This window comes from Echinicola arenosa (genome assembly GCF_014841125.1).
In the GTDB taxonomy this organism is placed as follows: Bacteria; Bacteroidota; Bacteroidia; order Cytophagales; family Cyclobacteriaceae; genus Echinicola; species Echinicola arenosa.
Window position 1 is genome coordinate 792,928 of the sequence record NZ_JACYTQ010000001.1, and the last position, 22,597, is coordinate 815,524.

A 22,597-nucleotide genomic window follows, 5' to 3' on the forward strand; every position below is an offset into this window, starting at 1 on the left:
TGTCGTGCAAAGGTAATATAATTTCAAATTATTTTAAAACTATTTACAACAAAAAACGACCTTTAATACAAAATATTGTTAATTCATCCACTGAATATTTAGAACTTTTCATCTGATTAGATGCCTTTACCAACAAAAATTCAAATTTTCTCCTGAATCGTTCTTAAAGAAACGACCAATTCAAAGTTAAAGTTTATTCTTTTTCAAAAAATCTCTTGCTTCCTTATGAGCAGGGTGCTTTCTTTTGGCATATTTCTTTACTTTCTTCAGGTATTCCTCCGCTTCTTTCTTGTTATTTTCAGCAGCAGCTATTTTTCCCAAATGAAGTAATGCATACAAATAATACCCACTCTCTTGGCTTTCTGATTCTTCCCCGAAATCTATTGTTTGCCTGTAATATTTTTTGGCCTCATTCAAGTTATTCATACGGCTATAATACTGTGCTGTGAAAAACGCAGCGTACCGGCCGCTATTCGATTCATACCCCAACTGGCCATCATCTATTCTCTTGAGAATTTCCAAAGACTCATCCTTAGCTTGTTCTACCCTGCCCACAGCATACAGCTGCCTGGCATAAAAACGGTGAAAATAAGGATTGTTTGGATATTTGTGATGCAAATATTCCGTAATCTGCAATGCCTCATAAGGCTTTCGTTCCTCGGAAGCATACAGTCTGAACAAGAAATACTGCGCTTCCACTCTTGCATAAAAGGCATTATTGGCCACTTCTTCCAATTGTCTTAAACCAAGTACCTTGTCTCCTTTAGGAAACAAAGCCATTACAGGCTTCATTAAAGGGTAATTTTCTGGAATCCAAACGGAGAAATAATTAAATAAAGCATCCCCCAAAAGCAGCTCAGGACTCAACTCTTCCTCCCCTTTGCTCATTTCCATATACTTCAAAGCATTCTTACCTGCCAAAGCTGTGGCTGTCCAACTCTCTCGTTCACTCAACAATCTCCCTTTAAATCCATAGGCAGCCGCGAGAAAAAAGGCAGCTTCTTTATTATTTGGGTCCTCGTCAAACATCACTTCAGCCTTTTCAATGGTCTCCTCCATAAACCTTAAGAAAATGGCATCATGTTTCTTATTTTCAATGTCAGGGATAATCTTCCACCATTGGGCCAAACCCATCAGAAAATAAGGCAAAGGATGCTCAGGGTAACTATATCTCATCACTGCAAAACCATGTTCAGCAGTTTCAAAATCAAAATCATACATACTATTGATTGCTTCCGTGATCCTAAACTGAAGCCCTTTATCCAACAGTAAATACCCTGATTTTTTGGAAACATCAGCTGAATCTACCTGAGCCTGACTCCCAAACACTGCATTGGCCATGAGCACCAACACAAAAACTAAACATTTTGACAGCTGCATAAAATTTCTTTTCAGCAAAATTACCACCTATTCACATTTTCCTTATAAAACTTTGACAAATCTTTCCATCGCCAATAGTTTATAACGGCCATAGACTATGATTCCTTGTTATTAACAGAAACTTTTTTTTGTGGTGGTGAATCAGCAAGTAAATGGAAACCCAAACATAGTAATTTAAGTTTCCATTAATTGTTAAAAAACACAAAAAATCACATAAACGTTTTTCATAAACTAAAATTAGCGTTTATCCAAATACGCTATATTTTTATCCAAAAATGGAGAAATGGTCATTTTTTCGGCTCAAAACCGCTTTTAATGGGGCTTTAATTTTTATTAATGCAATAATTCCTGTATTCTCGTGTTAAATTAAAAAACCAACTAGATTTAACTAAAGTCCGATTAAAATGAAGAGAATCAGCCTAATAGCACTTTTCACCTGTTTTATTGCCGTATCTACCACTTTCGCTCAGGAAACAGTAGAACAGGAAGCTCCAAAAAACTCCCTTAATGGAGGCACTATCGAAAGTCAATTCGAATACTTAAACGATGCCTCCAACAACTATCAGGAATATAAAGTAGTTAAGAAAACAAATCTTGACAAAATCAAATCAAACATCCTTGATTCACTGAAAGTATTCAAAGACCAGATCATTGAAAAAAATGCTAAAATCAACGAGCAAAATGCTGAAATCAAACAGCTGAATACAGGAATTGAAAATACAAAGAACGAACTGAATACTGCTCTTGAAGCCAAGGACAGCTTCCCAATATTGGGATTACAGGTTTACAAGACCACTTATAGCACAATCATGTGGAGCGTGATTATAGCCTTGGGAATAGCATTGGCATTTTTTATTTTCAAGTATTCCAAAAGTCACAAAGTTATTTCCCAAACAAGAAAAGACCTTACAGAAACCAAAGATGAGTTTGAAAACCATCGTAAAAACACTCTAGAGAGGGAACGTAAGCTTAAGCGCCAGTTGGTTGATGAAATGAACAAAAAACAGGGAATAACTTCCTGAATCGGATAAAAGGGGGATGAAACATCCCCCTTTTTCATTATAAACCACCTTCATTTTTTAAAATTGGTTAAATCCCCCTTATTTCCTGAATATTTTTTTATTTTCGCCTTTCACATTAGTGTACTGATATAACATGATTAATTACAGAAAAGTCAATAACCTCACGGGGTGGATTGTATTTTTAATAGCTACTCTGGTCTATATGATGACCATAGAAGAAACAGCCAGTTTTTGGGATCCGGGAGAATTCATAGCTGTTGCATATAAACTACAGGTACCACACCCTCCGGGGGCACCATTCTTTCTGCTAACTTACCGGATGTTTTCATTTTTGGCCTTTGGTGACACATTAGAAATCGCCTATTGGATGAATGCTGGAAGTGCCTTATTTTCCGGATTCACCATTCTCTTTCTTTTTTGGTCCATTACCTTGTTGGGTCGTAAACTTTTTAAATTGGAAAAGGACAAAGAAAGTAAAGGACATACCATTGCTATCATGGGTGCCGGAATCATCGGCTCTCTTGTCTATACCTTTTCGGACAGTTTTTGGTTTTCGGCAGTTGAGTCTGAGGTGTATGCCATGTCATCCTTCTTTACAGCCATCGTTATTTGGGCTTTCCTTAAGTGGGATGTTATAGAAAATCCTAGAGATGAAAATCGCTATATGATTTTCATTGCTTATCTGGTAGGGCTTTCCATTGGAGTTCACTTGTTGAACTTAGTTACCTTGCCGGCCCTAGCACTGGTAGTTTACTTTAAGAAGTACAAATCTCCTAACCTTAAAGGAGCGGCTATTGCCTTCTTATTAGGCGGTGTAGCGCTTGTAATCATTAATAACATCATTATTCCGGGCTTGCCCAGCTTAGCGGGATCTTTAGAAATCTTTTTTGTCAATAGCTTAGGCCTACCATTTGGTTCTGGCATTATCGTTTTTATAATATTGATTCTTGGTGGTTTGGTCGCAGCGATCTTGTACTCCATCAAAATGCAAAAGGCAATCTTAAATACCGTTTTGCTTTCCTTGACATTTATTTTGATTGGTTATGGTTCATATGCTTTGATCATTGTCAGATCAAATGCCAACCCTCCAATCAACGAAAATGCACCTAAAGACATCATTAGTTTTGTAAGCTATTTGAAGCGTGAGCAATATGGCTACAGACCTTTACTTAAAGGCCAATATTTTACAGCAGAAGTAGAAACACAAGTAGAAGGAGCGCCTGTTTATGCAAAAGGCGAAGACAAATACGAGATCGTGGATTATGCAATCGAAACCAAGTATGATCCTGAAAAGACCACTATCCTTCCTAGAATTTATTCCACTCAGCCCAATCACAAGCAAATCTATCGCTCCAAACTAGGACTACGAGAAGGCGAAGAACCTACTTTTGCGGACAATATTTCCTTTATGCTTTCTCACCAATTAGGACATATGTATTGGAGGTATTTTATGTGGAACTTCTCTGGAAGAGAAAGTGACTATACAGATGCTCCTTGGATGGGAATTACTGATCTTTTTGGGGATTACCCAGACTTTATCAAGGAAAACAAAGCACATAACAACTACCTGATGCTCCCTTTAATATTAGGGATTATCGGTCTCTTCTTTCAGGCAAAATATGATGGAAAATCTTTTTGGCTGACGATGATGTTATTCCTGATGATGGGCGTAGTCTTGGTGCTTTACCTGAATTCCCCACCAATAGAACCTCGCGAACGGGATTACATTTATGTGGGTTCTTTCTATGCATTTGCCATTTGGATTGGCATGGGAGTTCTGGCCATTGCACATGCTATTGGTAAAATGAACAAGAATTTTGCGGTGGCATCTATCATGGCCACATTGATTGCCTTCCCTGTTCCATTATTGATGGCCAGTCAAAATTGGGGAGACCACAATAGGTCTGACCGGTATTTCTCGGTAGATTCAGCCAGAAACTTCTTGGCTTCTTGCGAGGAAAATGCCATTCTATTTACAGGAGGAGACAATGACACTTTCCCGCTTTGGTACGTACAGGAAGTGGAAGGATTCAGAACCGACGTAAGGGTCATCGTATTGAGTTACTTTGATACTGACTGGTATGTAGAGCAAATGACCAGACCTATCAATGAATCAGCAGCCCTTCCTTTTTCTTTGGAAAAGAAGAATTTCAAACGCGGCACCAATGATGTGCTGTATGTCAACGAAAGACAAGGGTTAAACGCCATTTCAGCCAAAGAATATTTAAGGCTATTGAAGAATGAAAGTGATTTACTAAAGATAGAAACTGGTTTCAAGGGAACCGTTTACCAGGTTCCTTCAAGAAACCTGATTATGGAAATAGATTCTGCAGAGGTAATCAAAAAGGGTATCATTCCTGCTAGTATGGAAGATTTAGTCATCAGCCAGATGAACCTGCGGGTTAAGGGTAGCTACATGACCAAAGGAAACCTGATGCTTTTGGATCTAATAGTCAACAACAATTGGGAACGTCCAATCTATTTTAACAACACTTCATTATCAACCATTGGCTTCGACTTGAAAAACCATGTGGTAATGGAAGGATTGACTTATCGATTACTTCCGATCCAAAAACCGGAGAATGTTGAGGAATTTGTCAATACTGAACTAGCCTACAAAAATGTCATGGAAAAATTTGCTTTCCGTGGCATGAATAATCCTGACAATTATTTTGACGAAGAATATAGAAGGTTTACTTCCAATCACAGAAGTGTATTCAACAGCTTGACTACTGCCCTTTTGATGGAAGACAAATTGGAAATGGCTGCTGACATCCAAAAGCTCAGCCTGGAAAAATTCCCTAATGAAGCCATTCCTTATGACTTGTCCAGTGGACAGTCTGTGCCCCTTCTCTTTGAAATGGGTGAAGATGACCTTGCATTAGACATCATAGAGAAGCTTTCGGAGAAATCTTTCCAAACTTTGGAGTTCTATAGGGATCGTGGAAGGGCAATGGATCGAGAAGCCATGATTTCTTTGGAAATGATGCGATTCTTTGTCCCATTACTGCAAGAAAGAGGGTACGACGAGCTCGCTACCAAAGTCCAAAACAATTTGGACAAGGTATTAGGTCCAGGATCTTCCTCAAACGGAATATTGAGAAATAGAAAATAACAAAAAGAGCGGCCAAATGGCCGCTCTTTTTGTTTGATTACCTTCCAAGCTGCATATGTAAAATGGGATAAGGCTTTCCCATAGGGTCAAACTCCGACCTACTTTTCACCTCAAACCCAAGGTGCTTATAGAAGCCCACGGCAGCCATATTATCCTCATTGACATCTACCTTGGTAGCTTCTACATTCTCTATCGCATATTTCATTAAGAGCTTTCCAATACCTCTTCCCATAGCTTTGGGATGAACAAAAAGCATTTCCACTTTTTGGTCGGCAATTCCTATAAAACCTAAAATAGCCTTCTCCTCTTTACTTCTTACACAAGCCAATTTTACCAAACCAAGGTATTGATTAAGAATCAAAGGTTTAAAGTATTCGATATCCCCTTGGGAAAGAAAATCGTGGGTAGCCCTGACAGATGCTTCCCAAACCGACACCAATTCGGGATATTCTGAAACCTCTACCTGATCAACTTCAAAAGACATGGATACCTAAGCTTTCTTTTCCAAGATATAAAAAAGATCCAAGCCCTGATCAGGATGATCTACTACCAAATAATCTTCATGATGAATGTTGGTGACAGATTGTCCACCCTGCTTATGCAGCTTATTTCTGTTCATGCGATTCAAGATCTCATAAGGCATTCTCAGAATTGCAGCAGGAAGTTTATGCTGAAGGTCAAAAATATCAAAACGCATGATTTTATTCACGGACTTTCTATTGGCTTCGTGATAGTCCCAAACTTTCTCATTTCCTCCAATTCCTTTGGCATGCACTTTATCAAATACCTTTTCACAAAGATCTATCAGTTCCTTGCCCGTGTATTCACGAACATGCCAAGGGTTCCGGCTTAGTGTATGACGAATATTGGGTGTGGAAATAATAGCTTGCCCACCCGGCTTCAACACCCGGTAGATTTCTTCCAAAAACAAGCGATCATTTTCGATATGTTCTATCACCTGAAAACTCACTACTGTATCGTAATGATCAGATGGGACTGTATTTAAGGGAGGTATTACTGCTTGTTCAAATTGAACATCAGGGTATTTATTCTCTAGATTTTGGATTACTTCACCGATTTTATCTATGCCATGATAGGAATTTACATTTCCTCGAAGCTCTTCCACTCCACGACCTTCCCCGCATCCTATTTCCAATAAATCTCCTTTTACCAGCGGCTTCGCTGCAATGTATGCCTTTAATAATCGTTGATGGATTGGGTTGTCACTTACCAACTTATCAGAGGCAATTTCCGTTGTATAGGTAGCCATTTAAAATTTTATTATTTTCAACAAAAATAAGGTTAATTTTTAAAACCGAATGATGATAACGATAAAGACACTAAATTTAAAACTGCTCACTGCCCTCACCCTGATGATATTGGGATCATGGACAGCAACCGCCCAAAGTAATCTTAAAAATATCAATCAAAACCTTCGGTATTCGCGGTATTCTCGCATTTCTCCGAAAATTATCCCAATCAAAACGGGAGAAAGATCTTTCAAATTGCAGATGCCTGTTGAGAAAATCGAGGAGAATGCCAATTTTGAAGACTATGCTTTTTCATATGTCATTGTTAAAGACTTCAATGAAGAGATCAATGAGAAAAACATTGTCCCTCTCACCACAGACAAATTAAAGTCGGACACTGACAGGCATTTTTATTTTGAAGAAACGGTCACTATCCCCGAACGTCAGGAAATGGCTTTTGCTGTCATCATATGCAAAGACACCAGACAGGGTGACCAATATGTTTACCATGCTGATCTGATCAGTCCCTTTATCACTGACATTCCTTCGTTCGGAGGCTATTATGCCAATGGTATTCCCTTTGACCAAAACTATATTAATAAAGGCGAGGCATTACTTTTCAAAAGTGACAAGACCTTAAACCTTTACAGCTATTATTATCCGATGGAGTTTGAAATACCGCTTCCTCCAATGGAAACACGCCCTGCCCCAACTCCTAAAGACATTAGGGTAGTGGACAACGGTAACTTCCTGATCAATGTTCCCCAACCATTTGATGACAATGGATATTATTTCATTCAGGCTGACACAACTGAACAAAGTGGCTTTATGGTCAAAACGACCTCAGATGCATTTCCAAATGTAGCAGACTATCAAGAAATGGTGGACATGTTAGTTTATATTTCTACCAGAAGTGAGCATGAGGCCTTGAGAGAAGCTTCAGATAAAAAGAAGGCCTTGGATAAATATTGGCTCAACCTCACCAAAGACACTGAAAAGGCTCAAAATATCATCAGGGAATATTTCCGGCAAATAGAATTTGCCAACATCCTCTTTACTGATTTTAAGGAAGGTTGGAAAACAGACCGAGGAATGATTTATACCGTCATGGGCCCTCCCACAGGGGTATTCTTTGATGCAGACAAAGAAATCTGGATTTATGACAAATTAGGCAGTAATTCAAAAATTAGCTTTACCTTTGCCAGAATCAAGAATATTTTCACACCGAATTACTATAAGCTGAACCGGTCCAGGTCCTATCAACCTGAATGGTTCCAAAGCATCACACTATGGAGAAGCGGAAAGATGGCTTTCTAATCGAGAAAGGAACACACGAAAAAGACTTTATCTTTGGCACCAGAGCGGTCATGGAGGCACTTCATGCCCACAAGGACATTGATAAGATCCTTGTGAACAAAGAGCTGAACAATGACCTGATCAAGGAGCTTTTGAGTGTAGCCAAGCAAGAACGTGTACCCGTGGTAAGGGTTCCTGATGCCAAGCTCAATAGGATCACTCGAAAAAACCACCAGGGAGTTGTTGCTCACATGTCTGCCATTCAATATGCTTCTTTGGACAATGTTATTGAGGAATGCTATTCTAAAGGTGTAGACCCTTTGATTTTGGTATTGGACAGGATTACGGATGTTAGAAATTTTGGTGCCATTGCCAGAACAGCCGACTGTGCAGGTGTGCACGCTATTGTTATTCCTGAAAAAGGTGCAGCCCAAATTAACTCTGATGCGGTAAAAACTTCTGCTGGAGCGCTTAACTTCCTTCCTGTTTGTAGGGTAAGAAACCTATACTATTCAGTGAAAGATCTCAAAAAAATGGGATTGAACATTGTCAGCTGTACAGAAAAGACTGAGAGGGATATGTATGAAGCTGATTTTAAAGCACCGACAGCCATTATCATGGGATCAGAAGAAGATGGCATCTCAGATGAACTGATGGAGCTGAGCAATGAGTTTGTTAGGATTCCAATGGGAGGAAATATCGATAGTCTCAATGTTTCAGTAGCCTGCGGTGTTTTGATCTATGAGGTCATCAGGCAAAGAAAAGCATAAAAAGAAATAAATCATCAATAAAAGCTCTTTGAAACATTTCAAGGGCTTTTATTTTTTAATAGTCCAAATGCGCCTGAGCATGATTTAGTCCACTAGCAAGTTCTATATAATGGAGCGAAGGGCCTGCCGATTTAAGCCCACAGGAAAATTTACCTAAAAGCCATATCTTTCTTTCTGCTCCCCAAAAAAGGAGTAAGCCAACTTGCCGTTCGCATTGGTATCATGTAAAACAGCTATCATTTACTTTCCCTCAGGAAGTTTATCCAGCTTGAGGGGTAAACAACTTTCTGAAACTTGTACTGTTTCTCAAAAACAGGATTGGCATTTTCCTTATGCAGCATATCCTTATCATTAACCGGAACCTTAACATTTCCTCCTAAAGCGAAGTCAAGATTACCTATGATAATAATGGTAGTATTACTAGCTTCTTCCATTAGAAAAGTAAGGCCATAAATTAAGTATACCAATTTTATTAATGGGTGATCAATTAAGGTAATTAAATAAGTTGATTACTGATAGCCAGACTTTTGGAACCAAATATCTGCTAAGTTGAAGTTGAGGGTGATGCCATGGGTGACTTCCCTTGACAGTTGGGCGACTGTCCCTTTTTGCTCATATTGGTAGGCCAGATTTATTCTTGTAAAACCATGGATAGGAAAGCCAAAACCAATGCTCCCACCTTTGGTTTCAACCGGAGAACCCTTTGACAGCATGTATCCTGTATCGTAAAATAAGCCTGCTGAAAAGTTCATTCTTTCCAGAAACTTGAAGCCATAGAAATTGGGCAAATATTCTCCTCCGAGACTGAACCTTTGACTATTGATATAATCCTCCCATTCAGAAGGAAAAATCTTGTGGCTAAAGTCCACTGCAATCAGCAAGTTTTTGTTTTGAAAGGAAATCCCTCCCTTGATTGCTGATCCCAACAGCACATTATCGTTCTTTTCCGGAATTTCATAAAGCACCGAATCGCTATCAATGAGATAAGCGAGGGAAGTGGTTGTCGATTTAAGGGTGGAAGGTAGCTGGTAGCTGGCACCAATGGTAAGTTGTTTGCCTTCTTTTTTATAAGGGACAAACTGAATTCCAAGATCAGCTCCTACCCCATTGTAATTATCCCGCTCATTCATCTTGAAGCTTTCTATGATACCTTCCGTTACTAAATCTGTATTGTAGTAAGTTTCGTGATTGATATTGCCAAAAGCATAAAAAGGCCTTACACCCAATGTCACCCTAGGCAGCAAATCCAAAGCAAAATTCATGTAGATCTTATTGATATCTCCATAACCAGAGATATATTTATCGAAGGGAGTAGTAGAACCCTCAAAGTAAGTTTTCTCTGCAAAACTGTAGTCCACACTACTCATGGGCATGATTCCAAGAGTCATGGCCGATTTCCTTCCTGTTCTGAACCAAAATGAAACTAAGCTTAAATTGGTTCTATTGATGGTAATCTCCTCCGAAGAGGTTTTAATATTCATAAGTCTGTAATCCACTTGTGCATCCACCATGAAATTATAGGCACTCACACTGGTGGCTGAAGCAGGGTTAAGCTGGTTGAGAAAATAAGGTGATCTTACCGCTGTACCAACACCTCCAAGCCTGGCCGATTGTCCAAAGTTATCTTCAGACAATAATCCTATCCCATAGGAGGAATAAAGTGAGCCGTCCCCCCTTTGGGCAAACAGCTCACCACTAAAAATTAGAAAACAAACACTGCAACAAAATATATTTATGATAGCACGCATCTTTAACTTTTTCCCGCAAGGTATAAGGCAGACACACCAGCCAATGATTTAATAGACCAACAGTCAAATTTCCACGACAAGCTGAAAAAACAATAGACCAAAGCTGCTTTTCTAGCTCCCACTACTCTCAGGCACAAAAAGAGCAATAGCGCTTGTTCGTCGACAAAAAAGCTGGTTAAATCTATTTTAAAAATTGGGGAAGCTCATTTTTGCTTGTTTTATCACCGATAATAATTAATCAATCTGATTATCCGCAATGATGCCAGTAACCTTAAATCCTTTGCTTTAAGTGGTCAGAAGTTTGAAGCCTGAAGCAGTTGATATTTTAATCAAAACGAACATTTCGACTCGCTTTTAATCTTTACTGGTGCAATTGCGGATATACATTTTAATCAATCTGATTACCATAATTAGCGTTTTGAAGCGCCTTTTACTTATGCCAAATAAATACCTATTGTTGTTTCTATTCATTTCTGCATTGCTTACGGGTTGTTTCGAGAATGATACCTTGACAGAACCTCAAATAGTAACAGATGGAGAGACATTAGACTTGAGGCTGTTTGAATATACAGACTTAGACCTGTACACTTATTTCAATGACTCTTTGGTTACCAATACCCTCAGCACATTCACCCTGGGCCATCACCAAGATAATTATCGAGGAACAATCAACGCTTCACCTTATCTCCAATTTGGCATCACCAGCAGTACCCAAGTAGAAGATGAAGCCAAGCTGGACTCGACCGTTTTGGTCTTATTCTATGAAACTTACCACTATGATACGCTGCCAGGCTTTGATGTAAATGTGTACGAACTTTTGGAAAAATTGGAAGTAGATGATGATGACAATATCTACAGCTATCAATCCTTCGATTATAATGCTACTCCTATTGGCACTCAGGCGATGCGAGTGGTTCCTCATAGGGATTCACTGACCATCACACTCTCTCAAGATTTTAGTCAAATGCTGTTTGAGCAGGGGAAAGGAAAGAACTCCATTTTCAAGTCCACTGATGATTTAGAGGAAGTTTTCAAAGGTTTGGTTCTGCAAACCTTGGACAACAGCCCTCTGGTTAGTTTTACTGAATCTTCTTATATCGGTTTCTACTATCGTATTCCGAGTGATTTGGATGAAGGAAACAAAATTCTAAAGCTCTCTGTGGAAAATGGATCCGGAAAATTCACCCACCTGGACATCGATAGAAACTCTCAATTTTATACTTCACCTGAAACCTATCAAAACATCCCCATTGATGAATCCGATGGAGTGATCATGGCTGATCAGATTATGGGAGCCTCCATTCGGATGGAGCTCCCCAATATCCATGAACTACTGGAAATAGCGGATGATTATTTTATCACTTCAGCCAGTTTGAGACTCCCATTGAAACCCAACACCTATGACAGGTATTTCAATACACCAATCACAACTGTTAATGTTTGGATTGTAGATAAAAAGAACCTCTTTCTCTACAACCTTGGCAGCGCCACACTCACCTCTTGGGACGAGCAATTTCAGGAAAAGACATTCTATGAAATCCCTATAAAGGGATTTATTGATTATAAACTTGCCCAAGACATTCATAATGAAGATGCGCTATGGATAAGTGTCCCTAGTTCTACAGGAATCACAACAAGTGGCCTGATGCTTTCGAGTATCTCTGATGAACAAAAAATAAAAATAGATATCACATTTCTTCCATTAAATTAATGAACAATGATTAGAGTAAAATTATTAAACATTTTCCTTTCCCTAATGGGGATATTACTGATTGCCTCATGCGTAAGCGATGAGGAAGAAACTTCTGAAGGGAACTGGGTAAGAAGGTCCTATTTTGATGGTGACAACAGATCCAATGCAGCCTCTTTTTCCATTGGCGACAGAGCTTTCATCATGGGAGGATACACAGGGGACGACTACCTCAATGATGTATGGGAATATAATGCCCAAGGCGATTATTGGGAGAAAAAAGGAGACTTCCCAGGTAAGGCCAGAAGCAATGCAGTCGCTTTTTCCATTGACGGAAAAGGATATGTTGGAACCGGCTATGACGGCACAGATAAGCTCAAGGATTTTTGGGAGTACGACCCTGATTCTGACACTTGGAGAGAAGTAGCCTCCTTTGGTGGAACAGCTCGATATGACGCGGTAGGGTTCTCATTGGTGGGCAAAGGTTATATTGGAACAGGTTATGATGGCAGTGAGCAAAAAGACTTCTGGCAGTATGACCCTGATAACAACTCATGGGTGCAGATTATTAGTATGGGTGGTGCAAAACGCCAAGGCGCTGCTGCTTTTGTGATAGATGATATTGCGTATATTGGCACCGGTATCAACAACGGTTCCTATGAGTTTGACTTTTGGGCTCTTGATGGCAACACTTTAGAATGGACCCAAAAAGAAGACCTTGACTATGATGACGATTATCTGATTTACAGATCCAATGCCTGCGCATTTACGATTGGAGCTTATGGATATCTCACAGTGGGTAACCGAAGTTCTATTATCGGTAGCACATGGGAATATAGACCTAACACAGATACTTGGCACGAAAAAACTGATTTTGAAGGCACATTTAGAACTGGGGCTTCAGCCTTCTCTGTCAACAATGAAAGAGCCTATGTGCTTTTAGGCAAAAGCTCCAGCCTAAGGTTTGATGATATTTGGGAATTGGAACCGCTTGTTGACTATGATGAAGAGGATTAATGTAACAACAGCATGCTAAAGATCAAACAGCGGAATTTCTTAAAAACTACAATTCATATTTTAATACTGGGGATAATTTTATCCCCAGCTTTTTCTTTTATCATTGATGAGCACAGCAGCCCCTTTTCCCTCTTCTATTTCAGCATCACCAATATTAGTATCATTCTTTTTTACCTGATCAATGTAATTTGGCTTGTCCCCTATTACATCCTAAAAAGGAAATACCTTCACTACACAATATTTCTTCTGATTTTCATGGCCATTTTTATAGGGCTTCAACATTACTTCAAGGAAATACCTCCTGAATTAGCTGATATTCCTGAGAGAAAGGGTTTTGGCAGATCCAATATTCATTTCCTAATATTCAACCCTTCCTTATTCAAGTTTTTTATGATCATGGGTCTGGGAACTTCCATAGAATTGATCCTTCAGTTTGAGGAGCAGAAAAAGAAATTCGAAGAGCTAGAAAAACAAAAGATCATCAAGGAGTTAAACTTTCTTAAAAACCAGCTCAATCCGCACTTTTTGTTTAATGCTTTGAATAATATTTATTCTCTTGCAAGAAAAAAATCAGAGGACACCACGCCTGCTATTCTCTTGCTTTCAGACATGCTTCGATATGTACTTTATGAATCAGGCAAGGATAAGGTGACTTTAGGGCAGGAAGTGGAATTTATCAAAAACTATGTGAATTTGGAAAAATTAAAGTACAGTCCAGAAAGTGCCCCCAAGATCAGTTCCTCTTTCTCCATTACCAATGATAAATTCCCTATAGAACCTTTATTATTTGTAACATTGATTGAAAATGCTTTCAAACACGGGATCAGTTATTTATCCCCTTCCTTTATCATGATTGCCATTAAAGAAAATGATGAGGAAATCATGCTTTCCGTCATCAACAGTGTAGGAAGGCAAAAAGATGGGGTTTTCACCAACAACAATCCCGAAGGAGTCGGTATTGCCAACTTAAGAAAACGAATGGAGCTTTTGTACCCAAGCAGACATAGTTTCAAACAGCTCTATGAAAACAGTACTTTTAAGAGCTTCCTAACCATCAAGAAATGAAATCCAACTGTATCATCATAGACGATGAGGCCCTGGCCTTGGATATTTTAGAAGATTATATTTCCAAAATCCCCATGCTCGAACTCGTGGGGAAATTTGACTCTGCCATTAAAGCCATGGATTGTATTATGAGGGAAAAAGTAGATTTGGTTTTTCTCGACATCAATATGCCTGACATCAATGGCATCAAGTTTTATGAGGGGCTGCCTATAAAACCCAAGGTTATTTTCACTACTGCTTATAGTGAATATGCCGTCAAAGGATTTGAGATCAATGCCGTGGATTACCTATTAAAGCCCATCAGCTTTGATCGCTTCTTCCAAGCAGTAAGCAAAACCTTCAACGTAGCCTCTTCATCCACTGCCATCATTCAGTCAAATCAACAAACAGAGACTTCCATAAAGGAAAGCCAAGGGTTTATTTTTGTAAAAGTAGAACACAGTACGGTTAAAATTAACCTAAAAGAAATTTCCTATTTTGAGGGATACAAAGACTATGTGAAGATTCATCTCATCCATGAAGCAAAACCTATTCTTACACTTAATTCCATCAAGCATTATGAAATGAGTCTTTTTTCCAAAGGCTTTATCAGGATCCATAAATCCTACGTAGTTTCCATTGATCAAATCGAAAATATCAGCAGGAATAAAGTAAAACTGGACAACAAGGAGGTTTTCATCACCATTGGAGAAAGCTATAAGGATTTCTTCTATGAGTTGGTGGTTAAGAAAAATCTATAAAAAGTGTATAAAAAAAGCACCAGTTAAAAACCGGTGCTTTTCGTCATGAATAAAAAGAAACTACTACTCCTCTACTATTTCGTTTCCTTCTGCATCATACTCTTTTGTGATGCTTTCCTCTTCCATTCCAAATTTGACTTTATAAGTCACATTACCTTCCGCGTCTGTCAATTGGTAGGCATTGGAAATGGTTAAGTCCTTGGTCTCATCATTCTCCACAATTGTATCTTTAATTGCTTGAGGAAGATCCTCTGGAGCGATTTCGATCTTATCTTGAATTACTTTAGTCACGTTTAACTGCGGCATCAGGACAGAGGCCTGAGCCCCTGCCACTGTAAATGCACATAGGGCGAATATTAAAGCTAACTTTTTCATAATAATAGTTATAGTGGTTTAGTGCTCATTAATGTTCAATAACATTTCCATCACTGTCAATTGACACCATTAGCTCCTCACTATCTTCTGTTTTGAATGTCAGGTCATAGTAAACCTTTTCTCCAATGGTAACCTTAGAAGCTTTCTTCATCTCCATCAATGACAGTAAAGAATCTTCTTTAACTTTCTTTGTCACTGCTTCAGGAAGTTCTTCAAAAGACACCTCCATTTGTTCAACCTCTTCTGATGGTGTCTGCAATTCACTCATTCCATCTATATCAGGCATCGGTTCTATCACTTCATTGGCCACTGCATCATCTTCCTTTTCCTCTCCACTTTGTTGCCCTCCACAAGACGTGATCATGCAGACGGGAACAATCATTAAATACAATAGCTTCTTCATTTTCATTTATCTATCTTTTTAGGTTGGTAAAAGATACTTGCTGGTCTCGCTTCTATAGCCGTTCTGTAATTTGATTCTCCGAGTTGGCTCTTGATACTATAACCTACTAACCCAACTAAGACCAAAATAACAAAACTGATAATCGTTAACATGACCAAAATCAGTTTTCTAAACTCACTCATTCAATCTTACTTGTTTGATTAATATTGGATCACAAGTCATGCCATTAGAAAAAAATAACCTCAAAGGGCATTTGAGAGGACACTCCAGAATGAACTTGTAGCATTATTACCCAAACTGTGGAATTCTGTTAAAAATTGGGGATAGACACTTTCAATTCCATAAAAAGCAAAAAAGCGCGATCCATTAGACCGCGCTTAAATTTATGTACAATAAACCCATTCGATTCTTATAACGAGTTAATGCCTAAAAACATTCACTCCATCCAATAAATATTGGTGATATTTTTCTACATCGTAAATGGCACCTACTGGTTTAATCAAAGGTTGCTCCTCTTCTCCCAAGACCACATAATATGGCTGGGAATTAGAATTGAAGTTTGCTGCCTGAAAATCTGACCACTTTTTACCGATTGTTTTGATTGTCTTCCCACTATAATCTGAGACTTCCCATTCAGATTCCGGTAATTCAGTCTTGTCATCCACATACAGCTGGATCAATACATAATCGTTTTTCAATGTCTCCAACACCTTAGGATCAGACCAGATACTTGCTTCCATCTTACGGCAGTTTACGCAGGCATGTCCTGTAAAATCGATCAGCACAGGCTTTCCTACCTCTTTGGCATAGGCCATTCCCTCATCATAATCAAAGAAGGGTTCTAGATTTAAAGGAGCATGAAATAGCTCACCGTACTTTCTATTTGCCTTTTCATGTTTATCCTGCGAAGAAAAACCTCCATTTAGGCTTGCAGTGTACAGATCAAAATCCTGGGTATGCTGAGGTGGCAAAAAGGCAGAAATTGCTTTCAAAGGTGCTCCCCAAAGTCCAGGAATCATATAAATGGTAAAGGAAATGATAATCACACTCAAGAAAACCCGTGGTGTGGACAAATATTTCAACTCACTGTCATGCGCAAACTTGATCTTGCCCAATAGGTAAAGTCCCATCAAACCAAAGATCACAATCCACAAAGTTAAGAATACTTCCCGATCGAAAATATCCCAGTGATAAGCCAAATCTACATTGGAAAGGAACTTCATCGCCAAAGCCAATTCCAAGAAGCCCAATACCACCTTTACACTGTTCAACCAACCTCCAGATTTTGGAAGGGATTGCATCCAAGAAGGAAAAATTGCAAACAAGGTAAACGGGATTGCAAGTGCTATTGAAAAGCCCAACATCCCTACTGCTGGACCTAAATAGGCTCCAGAACTAGCTGCCTGTACCAACAAGGTTCCAATGATCGGCCCCGTACAGGAAAAGGAAACCAATGAAAGGGTAGCTGCCATAAAGAAAAGTCCCAATAGTCCTCCCTTATCAGATTTGCTGTCCAGCTTGTTGGACCAGCTGTGCGGAAGTGTCAATTCAAATGCCCCAAAGAAAGAAGCCGCAAAAACCACCAAAAGCAAAAAGAACAGGAAGTTAAAGATCCCGTTTGTCGACAGTGCATTCAAAGCATCAGCACCGAAGATAATGGTGATGATCATCCCCAGCCCCACATAGATAAAGATGATGGAAAGACCGTAAAAAGCAGCTTTCCCGATACCAGAAGCCCTGCTTTCTGACTGCTTGGTAAAATAGCTGATCGTCAAAGGAAGCATGGGAAAAATACATGGCATCAACAATGCCGCAAAGCCCCCAAGAAGGCCAGCAATAAATATCCCCCATATAGAACTCGCCTCCTTTTCCTCAGTTTCTTTTACGACAGGCTTTACTTCTTCTTGTTTTACGACAACAGCTTCTGCTACCTTTTCTGTTTCAGGTTCACTTATTACTATCTCTAGAGGAGCTCCTTCTTCAGCGACTTTTTGTGGTTCAGGCTGTTTCTTAGGAGCATTTTTCACCTCAGTTTTTGCCGTTTCCACTTTAGCAATAGGCTTTTTCTCCACCTGTTTTTGTGCTGCTGGTTCAGCCACCTTTTTTTCTTCTTTTTTGACAGGAAGATTTGCTTCAAAAGGAATGCTCAACTCTACCTCATTGGGAGGAAGGCATTGAGTATCGTCACAGACCATAAAGGCTACTGTACCTTCAACACTTCCTTTTGCCTCTTTGGCTTTGATCACTTGTTTGAAAATTGCCTTGTCACTGAAATACCGAACATCCATCAAGAACATATCGTCATATTTCTCAGTAGGTTCAGTTACTTCCTTCATCTCCCCTTCAAGTTCAAACGCAGGGCTTTCATTGAAAGTAAAGCTAGTTGGTACAGGACCTCCCTCATCAATATGCTGGGAATACAGGTGCCATCCAGCATCGATTTTGGCTGTGATGATCAGCTCCACCTTACCACCTTCTTTCGCATGGCTCTCAACTTTCCAGCTTACAGGTTCAAGGATCTGCGCTTCACTGATGAAGGCTGTAAAGAGCAGGAGTAGTAGTAATTGTATCTTCTTCATTGAATCAACTTTTTTTCGTTCTAGGTATCGGCTTAAAATCTATGAGTGACACATCTGGACTGATATATCCTTCTTTGATAGGTTCTTCCTTTACCAAATCCGTACTCAAGTATTTTTTATTACTATCTGCAAATACAGTCACTACAGTAGCCTCACCACCCATTTTTTGCTGCTGTTTGATTGCCGCAATCAAGTTGGCGCCAGAGGAAATTCCTACGGCCAAACCTAAAGTTGTCGCTAGCTTCTGTGCCATTAAAATAGCATCACCATCGTTTACCTGGATGATTTCATCCATCTCCTCCAACTTCACGATACTTGGAATAAACTCATCCGAAATCCCTTGGATTCTATGACTCCCTACCTTATACCCTGTAGTCAACGTCGGAGACTCAGCTGGTTCCATAGGGTGAATTTTGATCGATGGTTTGACTGCTTTGAGGTAGCGCCCAACTCCACCGACTGTTCCACCTGTACCCACACCGGCTACAAAAGCATCTACCTCTTTATTGATATTCTGAAGTTGTTTGATGATTTCCGGGGCAGTAGTCTTTTGATGAGCCTCCAGATTATAGTGATTGTCAAACTGTCTTGGTAAAAACACATTCGGATCAGCAGCTCCCATTTCCTCCGCCATTTGGATGCTTCTCAAAAAGCCCCCTTCCTCTTTGCTCACAAGGATGATCTCTGCTCCAAGAGACCTGATGATATCCACTCGCTCTTTACTCAGCCAGTTGGGCATGATAATCTTCACCGGGTGACCAAGGCTTCTACCTATGGCTGCAAAAGCAATACCTGTATTACCTGAAGTGGCTTCCACTATGGTATCTCCAGCTTTGATGTTACCTGTTTCGTATGCACGTTGGATGGTATAAAGCGCCATCCTATCCTTAATGCTTCCTGTAAGATTATAGTGCTCACATTTTACATGAACAGTACCTTCATTCCCCTTATAGTTATAATTCAGGGCGATCATTGGCGTGTCTCCTACCATTGCCCATAGCTCACTGATCTTAAGACATGGAAGGCATTCTGTTTGATTAAATTCTTCTACTGCTATATTCATGGGTATATATTCTGTGAAAATCAAAAATAGTCCTAACGGACTATTTTTGATTAAGTTGCAAAGGTATTACTTTTTAAGCAATTCTAGAAGTTGCCCTTTTAATTCTGGGCTTGAAGGCCTTACCGCGTCTGTGGTAACAATATTTCCGTCCTTATCAAAGATCATAAATCTCGGGATTCCCTTGATTCCATAGTTTTTTACCAAGCCCGACTGCCAAGCTTTATCAGCCACCAACTGAACCCCTTTAAGCTCTTTGTCTTTGACAAATTTTTTCCACTTCTCTTTGTCTTTTTCCGCATCAATGGAGATGCTCAAAAACACAATATCCTCTCCATGTAGCTCCTCTTCCAGCTCTTTTAAATAAGGAATTTGCTTGATACATGGTCCACACCAAGTTGCCCAAATGTCCAAATAAACAATCTTTCCTTTAAAAGAATCAAATGAAACCAAATTACCATCAATATCCTCGTATTCGAACTGGAACCCAGGCTGTCCTACTTCACTGAACAAGTCTTTTTCTAATTCTACGATAAGTGCTTTGCTCTTCTCTGAAGTCATGTAAGGTCTCGCGTAAGACATGGCCTTTTCATACTGACCACTTTGGAAACGTGTGGTTGAGAAATAATTTCTGAAATAAACATCCCTAAGTTGTGGGTCTTGAACTCTTGTCACAATTCGACTCAAGTCATATGGGTCACTAATTCTATCTTGTGGTTCAGAAAGCAAATAATCGTATACAAAAGTATAGCTAGACATGTAAGATTGCCCATTCCATAGTTTCAAAATATCAGGATTTGTAAACTTCTCTTCCTTTTTCCAGTTTTGATAAAAATCAGGATATTCTTCCTTGGTAGGGTGATAGGTTCTGGGAATTCTGAAAAAATTAAATGATTGCTCTTCCACATCAGTTTGTACTGAAAGTTCCATCAATTCATCAAATTTCTCATCACCCGTATTGATCTTCTTTTTGAACTCTCCAGCCTTCGCCAACACTTCATCTTCCATCAATGGAAAAAAATCCTTATAACCTTTCATATTACTTCTGTTGTTGATCTCCAACATTTTGGTAACCGTTTCATTCCACTCAGTAACCAATTCATTATGTCCTAAATGATCACCAGCCAGGTCATAGCTTGTCTTATCAATGGTCAAGTCTAATTCCACTCCATTCTCCAAGTAGAACCTCAACATGTTAGCATTGGCGGTGATGCTGAGGTGATAGAAACCAGCCTCCTCTATGGGAAGAATAAAACCAAACTCCCCGTTCTCATCCATTTTGGTCATGGAAACGGTTTCAAGTTTTCCTTCTACTACTTTTTGAAGATTAATTTCTTTGAACTTAAGGTCATAATCCACTTTGCCTTTGATCATGGCGAAGCCCTCTATTTCATTGGACCAAGCAACAGAGCTCGCTATGAAATAAAGGAGGGTGAAAATACAAATCAGTCTTTTCATAAATTTACTTTTAACAAATTGTTGAATATTCTATTTAGTTGCTGAGAGTTACCTGTCTCATCTGATCTCCTGTAAGAATCCTTAAAAGAAAATCTTGGTCTTTTTCATTGATCAAATCATTTATATTCTCCACAAGCATTAGTTCATCGGTGGTATAATCATTGATCATCATAATTTTGTACCCCGGCTTGATTCCTTCTGTACTTGCCATCGTACCGCCGATCACTTGTTTTACTTCCAATTCATTTTGATCATTGAATTGAAGTATCATTCCTGCCAGTACGAAGTCCGTAGGCCTGTCATAATTTTCATTAGCCTCCAAATAAAGCTTGTGATGTAAGCGGTCTATGGTCACATTGAACTTTTGGATAAGTTCCAATCCAAAGGAGCCGGCATCACTATTCCATTCCCCTTTATCAGGATCATGTGCTTGCAGGGAAACCAATATATTTTGCAATTCAAAATCTCCCAATTTGGCATAATCCATATATCCCATTTTGGTGGGAGTCGCCATGCCCATGCTGTAATTGGTGGAATAGAACTCAGCCTTAAAGCCCTCTTCTAGATTTTCTTTGCCCACATAAGGTCCAAAAAAGATCATATTATAGCCTGCCCCCGTATCAAAAACCATATTAGCGGTAAGCTCTTCAGCCTTATTGGCCAAATGATAATTCACAGGTATCACCGGTAAGCCAGAATTGAAATCTACTGGAACCACTTCTACTTCTTTTGAAGGGGTGTAGGAATTAAAATCATACAGTTCGATCACTCCTTTATCAAAATCTATCCGGGTCGTAAAGCTCCGAAGGATTCCCCCTCCTATCAAACCATCAGCTCTTCCTGCCAAACCTGGAAAGATCACCAAATTTTGATTATCCAAATCAAGGCTATCATTGATATGAACGGTATTGTTCTTGGAAAACTGCACACTGGTTTTCCCGCCCACCACGGCGGTTTCCCGCTCTTGGGTATTTTTGATACCAATTCTTTGTGAAGCACTTGGGCTCAATGCCATTCCATCTGCCCCAGTATCAAAGATCATCGTAAGCAAATCAGGGCTGTCATTTAACCTTAGCTTGATAAAAATCTTTCCTTCGGCCAACTCAAATGGAATGGAAGCTACCAATCCCCTGTCAGTGTAGCGGTCGAGTTTGTAAAGTCGATCAAAAAAGTCAGTATAAATTAATAGGCCATTTTTTTCATAAGCAAAATTGCCTCGATCTTCTCCACCATCACTATCTTTTAGGATTACCTCCGCCAAAGTGATGTCTTTCCGACTCTCTTTTTTCACAAAAACAATGTCATTGATTTTGGGGTACACTTTCACAATACTCTCCAATAGGTAATCGCGAGTATCTCCCCCATACACCCCAATCATAAAATCAGGTGCAATCAAGGCCTTCATTGCTTCTATGTCACGCGACTTCATCGCAACTTCAAAGGCCTCCACCGATTTTTTAATTTCTTTTTTACTCTGGGCATTTCCAGAGTATCCAAATTGAAAAACACATAAAAAGAGAAAGATAACTCTAGTTAAATTATATTTAAATTTATTGCCTACAATAAATTTCAGTGCATCAATTGGCTTTATATTGGTCGTATTAATCATTCTTGCGTTGGTCAACATGG

General features: G+C 39.3%; 20 protein-coding genes. 8 read left to right on the forward strand and 12 right to left on the reverse strand.

Features of this window, described 5'->3' with window-relative positions:
- Positions 1 to 186 precede the first annotated feature (186 nt).
- Positions 187 to 1,341, reverse strand: a complete 1,155-nt coding sequence (locus IFO69_RS03095) for a tetratricopeptide repeat protein (RefSeq protein ID WP_394354458.1) — start codon at positions 1,339 to 1,341, stop codon at positions 187 to 189.
- A gap of 443 nt (positions 1,342 to 1,784) precedes the next feature.
- Here IFO69_RS03095 and IFO69_RS03100 point away from each other — a divergent pair, with 443 nt between their 5' ends.
- The gene (locus tag IFO69_RS03100; protein WP_192008146.1) at positions 1,785 to 2,402 is read left to right on the forward strand and encodes a hypothetical protein; all 618 of its coding nucleotides are present in this window, start codon (positions 1,785 to 1,787) and stop codon (positions 2,400 to 2,402) included.
- A gap of 133 nt (positions 2,403 to 2,535) precedes the next feature.
- Positions 2,536 to 5,517 carry a glycosyltransferase family 117 protein gene (locus IFO69_RS03105; protein WP_192008148.1) on the forward strand — a complete coding sequence of 994 codons (2,982 nt, stop codon included), beginning with the start codon at positions 2,536 to 2,538 and terminating at the stop codon, positions 5,515 to 5,517.
- Positions 5,518 to 5,554: 37 nt separating this feature from the next.
- On the opposite strand, the gene IFO69_RS03110 is transcribed toward IFO69_RS03105, so the two are convergent.
- Both IFO69_RS03110 and IFO69_RS03115 read right to left on the reverse strand, forming a co-directional pair.
- Positions 5,555 to 6,001: a GNAT family N-acetyltransferase gene (locus tag IFO69_RS03110; RefSeq protein WP_192008150.1), complete on the reverse strand. Its 447-nt coding sequence runs from the start codon at positions 5,999 to 6,001 to the stop codon at positions 5,555 to 5,557.
- Between the two features lie 6 nt (positions 6,002 to 6,007).
- A complete protein-coding gene (locus IFO69_RS03115; protein WP_192008152.1) occupies positions 6,008 to 6,787 on the reverse strand; it encodes a class I SAM-dependent methyltransferase in 780 nt (259 codons plus the stop codon).
- Between the two features lie 49 nt (positions 6,788 to 6,836).
- Here IFO69_RS03115 and IFO69_RS03120 point away from each other — a divergent pair, with 49 nt between their 5' ends.
- The gene (locus IFO69_RS03120; protein ID WP_192008154.1) at positions 6,837 to 8,084 is read left to right on the forward strand and encodes a GWxTD domain-containing protein; all 1,248 of its coding nucleotides are present in this window, start codon (positions 6,837 to 6,839) and stop codon (positions 8,082 to 8,084) included.
- Positions 8,057 to 8,833 (forward strand): 23S rRNA (guanosine(2251)-2'-O)-methyltransferase RlmB, encoded by a 777-nt coding sequence (gene rlmB / locus IFO69_RS03125; protein ID WP_192008156.1) that lies wholly within the window; start codon positions 8,057 to 8,059, stop codon positions 8,831 to 8,833. The genes IFO69_RS03120 and rlmB overlap by 28 nt, the downstream gene beginning before the upstream one ends.
- 153 nt (positions 8,834 to 8,986) lie before the next feature.
- On the opposite strand, the gene IFO69_RS21835 is transcribed toward rlmB, so the two are convergent.
- From IFO69_RS21835 to IFO69_RS03140, 3 genes are all read right to left on the reverse strand, one after another.
- A complete protein-coding gene (locus IFO69_RS21835) occupies positions 8,987 to 9,073 on the reverse strand; it encodes a DUF2141 domain-containing protein (protein ID WP_192008961.1) in 87 nt (28 codons plus the stop codon).
- The gene (locus IFO69_RS03135; RefSeq protein ID WP_192008158.1) at positions 9,070 to 9,267 is read right to left on the reverse strand and encodes a hypothetical protein; all 198 of its coding nucleotides are present in this window, start codon (positions 9,265 to 9,267) and stop codon (positions 9,070 to 9,072) included. The genes IFO69_RS21835 and IFO69_RS03135 overlap by 4 nt, the downstream gene beginning before the upstream one ends.
- 75 nt (positions 9,268 to 9,342) lie before the next feature.
- Positions 9,343 to 10,581 (reverse strand): hypothetical protein, encoded by a 1,239-nt coding sequence (locus tag IFO69_RS03140; RefSeq protein ID WP_192008160.1) that lies wholly within the window; start codon positions 10,579 to 10,581, stop codon positions 9,343 to 9,345.
- 436 nt (positions 10,582 to 11,017) lie between these two features.
- Here IFO69_RS03140 and IFO69_RS03145 point away from each other — a divergent pair, with 436 nt between their 5' ends.
- The 4 genes from IFO69_RS03145 to IFO69_RS03160 are packed head-to-tail and all read left to right on the forward strand — an operon-like array spanning position 11,018 to position 15,093.
- Entirely contained in the window at positions 11,018 to 12,292 is a 1,275-nt protein-coding gene (locus IFO69_RS03145; RefSeq protein WP_192008162.1) for a DUF4270 family protein, read from the forward strand.
- A 6-nt stretch (positions 12,293 to 12,298) separates the two neighbouring features.
- The gene (locus IFO69_RS03150; RefSeq protein ID WP_192008164.1) at positions 12,299 to 13,288 is read left to right on the forward strand and encodes a Kelch repeat-containing protein; all 990 of its coding nucleotides are present in this window, start codon (positions 12,299 to 12,301) and stop codon (positions 13,286 to 13,288) included.
- A 12-nt stretch (positions 13,289 to 13,300) separates the two neighbouring features.
- The gene (locus IFO69_RS03155) at positions 13,301 to 14,353 is read left to right on the forward strand and encodes a sensor histidine kinase (RefSeq protein ID WP_192008166.1); all 1,053 of its coding nucleotides are present in this window, start codon (positions 13,301 to 13,303) and stop codon (positions 14,351 to 14,353) included.
- Positions 14,350 to 15,093 carry a LytR/AlgR family response regulator transcription factor gene (locus IFO69_RS03160; RefSeq protein WP_192008168.1) on the forward strand — a complete coding sequence of 248 codons (744 nt, stop codon included), beginning with the start codon at positions 14,350 to 14,352 and terminating at the stop codon, positions 15,091 to 15,093. The genes IFO69_RS03155 and IFO69_RS03160 overlap by 4 nt, the downstream gene beginning before the upstream one ends.
- Positions 15,094 to 15,156: 63 nt before the next feature.
- Here IFO69_RS03160 and IFO69_RS03165 read toward each other — a convergent pair whose 3' ends face one another.
- The 6 genes from IFO69_RS03165 to IFO69_RS03190 form a co-directional block, all read right to left on the reverse strand.
- Positions 15,157 to 15,468 carry a hypothetical protein gene (locus tag IFO69_RS03165; protein ID WP_192008170.1) on the reverse strand — a complete coding sequence of 104 codons (312 nt, stop codon included), beginning with the start codon at positions 15,466 to 15,468 and terminating at the stop codon, positions 15,157 to 15,159.
- A 28-nt stretch (positions 15,469 to 15,496) separates the two neighbouring features.
- Entirely contained in the window at positions 15,497 to 15,877 is a 381-nt protein-coding gene (locus IFO69_RS03170; RefSeq protein WP_192008172.1) for a hypothetical protein, read from the reverse strand.
- 413 nt (positions 15,878 to 16,290) lie between these two features.
- Positions 16,291 to 18,450 carry a protein-disulfide reductase DsbD family protein gene (locus IFO69_RS03175; protein WP_192008175.1) on the reverse strand — a complete coding sequence of 720 codons (2,160 nt, stop codon included), beginning with the start codon at positions 18,448 to 18,450 and terminating at the stop codon, positions 16,291 to 16,293.
- A 4-nt stretch (positions 18,451 to 18,454) separates the two neighbouring features.
- Positions 18,455 to 19,513, reverse strand: a complete 1,059-nt coding sequence (locus tag IFO69_RS03180; protein ID WP_192008177.1) for a PLP-dependent cysteine synthase family protein — start codon at positions 19,511 to 19,513, stop codon at positions 18,455 to 18,457.
- Between the two features lie 66 nt (positions 19,514 to 19,579).
- On the reverse strand, positions 19,580 to 20,968 hold the full coding sequence (locus tag IFO69_RS03185) for a TlpA family protein disulfide reductase (RefSeq protein ID WP_225443961.1): 1,389 nt from the start codon (positions 20,966 to 20,968) through the stop codon (positions 19,580 to 19,582).
- A 34-nt stretch (positions 20,969 to 21,002) separates the two neighbouring features.
- The gene (locus IFO69_RS03190) at positions 21,003 to 22,595 is read right to left on the reverse strand and encodes an aspartyl protease family protein (RefSeq protein WP_192008179.1); all 1,593 of its coding nucleotides are present in this window, start codon (positions 22,593 to 22,595) and stop codon (positions 21,003 to 21,005) included.
- Between the last annotated feature and the right edge of the window lie 2 nt (positions 22,596 to 22,597).

What these genes read in the sequence shown, in the direction of transcription:
- IFO69_RS03095 (WP_394354458.1), bottom strand. Translation starts at nt 1,341, where the DNA reads ATGGCCAATGCAGTGTTTGGGAGTCAGGCTCAGGTAGATTCAGCTGAT.
- IFO69_RS03100 (WP_192008146.1), top strand. Translation starts at nt 1,785, where the DNA reads ATGAAGAGAATCAGCCTAATAGCACTTTTCACCTGTTTTATTGCCGTA.
- IFO69_RS03105 (WP_192008148.1), top strand. Translation starts at nt 2,536, where the DNA reads ATGATTAATTACAGAAAAGTCAATAACCTCACGGGGTGGATTGTATTT.
- IFO69_RS03110 (WP_192008150.1), bottom strand. Translation starts at nt 6,001, where the DNA reads ATGTCTTTTGAAGTTGATCAGGTAGAGGTTTCAGAATATCCCGAATTG.
- IFO69_RS03115 (WP_192008152.1), bottom strand. Translation starts at nt 6,787, where the DNA reads ATGGCTACCTATACAACGGAAATTGCCTCTGATAAGTTGGTAAGTGAC.
- IFO69_RS03120 (WP_192008154.1), top strand. Translation starts at nt 6,837, where the DNA reads ATGATGATAACGATAAAGACACTAAATTTAAAACTGCTCACTGCCCTC.
- rlmB (WP_192008156.1), top strand. Translation starts at nt 8,057, where the DNA reads ATGGAGAAGCGGAAAGATGGCTTTCTAATCGAGAAAGGAACACACGAA.
- IFO69_RS21835 (WP_192008961.1), bottom strand. Translation starts at nt 9,073, where the DNA reads ATGATAGCTGTTTTACATGATACCAATGCGAACGGCAAGTTGGCTTAC.
- IFO69_RS03135 (WP_192008158.1), bottom strand. Translation starts at nt 9,267, where the DNA reads ATGGAAGAAGCTAGTAATACTACCATTATTATCATAGGTAATCTTGAC.
- IFO69_RS03140 (WP_192008160.1), bottom strand. Translation starts at nt 10,581, where the DNA reads ATGCGTGCTATCATAAATATATTTTGTTGCAGTGTTTGTTTTCTAATT.
- IFO69_RS03145 (WP_192008162.1), top strand. Translation starts at nt 11,018, where the DNA reads ATGCCAAATAAATACCTATTGTTGTTTCTATTCATTTCTGCATTGCTT.
- IFO69_RS03150 (WP_192008164.1), top strand. Translation starts at nt 12,299, where the DNA reads ATGATTAGAGTAAAATTATTAAACATTTTCCTTTCCCTAATGGGGATA.
- IFO69_RS03155 (WP_192008166.1), top strand. Translation starts at nt 13,301, where the DNA reads ATGCTAAAGATCAAACAGCGGAATTTCTTAAAAACTACAATTCATATT.
- IFO69_RS03160 (WP_192008168.1), top strand. Translation starts at nt 14,350, where the DNA reads ATGAAATCCAACTGTATCATCATAGACGATGAGGCCCTGGCCTTGGAT.
- IFO69_RS03165 (WP_192008170.1), bottom strand. Translation starts at nt 15,468, where the DNA reads ATGAAAAAGTTAGCTTTAATATTCGCCCTATGTGCATTTACAGTGGCA.
- IFO69_RS03170 (WP_192008172.1), bottom strand. Translation starts at nt 15,877, where the DNA reads ATGAAAATGAAGAAGCTATTGTATTTAATGATTGTTCCCGTCTGCATG.
- IFO69_RS03175 (WP_192008175.1), bottom strand. Translation starts at nt 18,450, where the DNA reads ATGAAGAAGATACAATTACTACTACTCCTGCTCTTTACAGCCTTCATC.
- IFO69_RS03180 (WP_192008177.1), bottom strand. Translation starts at nt 19,513, where the DNA reads ATGAATATAGCAGTAGAAGAATTTAATCAAACAGAATGCCTTCCATGT.
- IFO69_RS03185 (WP_225443961.1), bottom strand. Translation starts at nt 20,968, where the DNA reads ATGAAAAGACTGATTTGTATTTTCACCCTCCTTTATTTCATAGCGAGC.
- IFO69_RS03190 (WP_192008179.1), bottom strand. Translation starts at nt 22,595, where the DNA reads ATGTTGACCAACGCAAGAATGATTAATACGACCAATATAAAGCCAATT.